The organism is Thermococcus sp. LS1 (assembly GCF_012027395.1).
Classification (GTDB): domain Archaea; phylum Methanobacteriota_B; class Thermococci; order Thermococcales; family Thermococcaceae; genus Thermococcus.
In genome coordinates this window covers 1-442 of the sequence record NZ_SNUJ01000009.1, presented here as the reverse complement: position 1 = coordinate 442, position 442 = coordinate 1, and the positions used below count along the sequence as shown (strand labels likewise).

1 protein-coding gene is annotated in these 442 nt (G+C 43.9%); it reads right to left on the bottom strand.

The genetic code is table 11. From position 1 onward, the window contains the following. A partial coding sequence (locus E3E26_RS10980) for a hypothetical protein (protein ID WP_167901363.1) occupies positions 1 to 442 on the bottom strand: 442 nt, incomplete at both ends.

The following is a 442-nucleotide window of genomic DNA, read 5'->3' as shown; positions in this document are numbered from 1 at the left end:
GTGTGTTCTTCCGATCTCATCAAGCTCTCTCTGTTTTTGTGCCTTGAAGGCCTTTAGGGCTTCATTGGCTTCTTCAAGCCACTTTTGAAAGTGCTGGACCACATGACGAGACTTAACTTTATACCTCTTTGCAACTTCAGCAACTTCCTCAAGAGTTAGATGACCCGCTATAACATCAATTAGCTCATCTTTATTTCGTATCTTGTAACGGCGTTCTTCTCCATTAACGATTTGTGTTCGATAAGTGGGAATACCCTTAGCAGCACAAACAGCCTCAAGCTGTCTCATCTTGAGCTGAGAAAGGATTTCCCGTTTAGATTCGAATTCCTTTCGTGTAACTTCTTCCCTAAACCTCCGTTCAGCTTCAGCAATTTCTCTCTTAATTTCAAGGGCCTTTGCTCGGTATTTGGCCTCCTTTGCCGCGCGATCCATTGCCCTCTTA